At 42.4% G+C, this 505-nt stretch carries 1 pseudogene; it reads left to right on the top strand.

Annotated features, from left to right (window positions below):
* Positions 1–100: 100 nt before the first annotated feature.
* Positions 101–505, top strand: a pseudogene (locus ACFIJZ_RS10175) (hypothetical protein); the annotation flags it as partial.

Here is a 505-nt window from a genome sequence, read left to right as displayed (position 1 = left end):
CAAAGGCAAAGATGACAATAATATAAAATTTGATCTAGCTAAGGAAATCGCAGTCAATAAAGTAACTGCAGGAAGCAGTACTTTAGACGCAACGGGCTTAGTGATTGCCAATGGTCCGAAAATAACCACCGGAGGTGTTGATGCTGGAGGTAAAAAGATAACTGGAGTGGCAACGGGTACTGAAAGCACCGATGCGGTGAATTTTGCACAACTGAAGGAAATAAAAGAACAAGTAGCAGCCAGTAGTTTTATTAAACAAGATGTGCAGACGAAATACATCACCATTGGTAAGGATACAGATGGCGATAAAATCACTATTACCAATAAAGATAATAAGACCAGAATTCTTTCTGGCGTTGCAGGTGGCGCGGACGACACTGATGCCGTGAATGTTGCGCAGCTAAAAGCTCTAAAAGACTCTATAACTCCAAGTTGGGATCTCTCTGTTGATGGTGCAGATACGACGAGTGTTGATTCAACCAACCCAATGGATTTGGCAGCTGGA

The organism is Bartonella sp. CL70QHWL (genome assembly GCF_042194855.1).
In the GTDB taxonomy this organism is placed as follows: Bacteria; Pseudomonadota; Alphaproteobacteria; order Rhizobiales; family Rhizobiaceae; genus Bartonella.
Note: the sequence above shows the minus strand (reverse complement) of the source record. Positions and strands in the feature narration are given on the sequence as shown.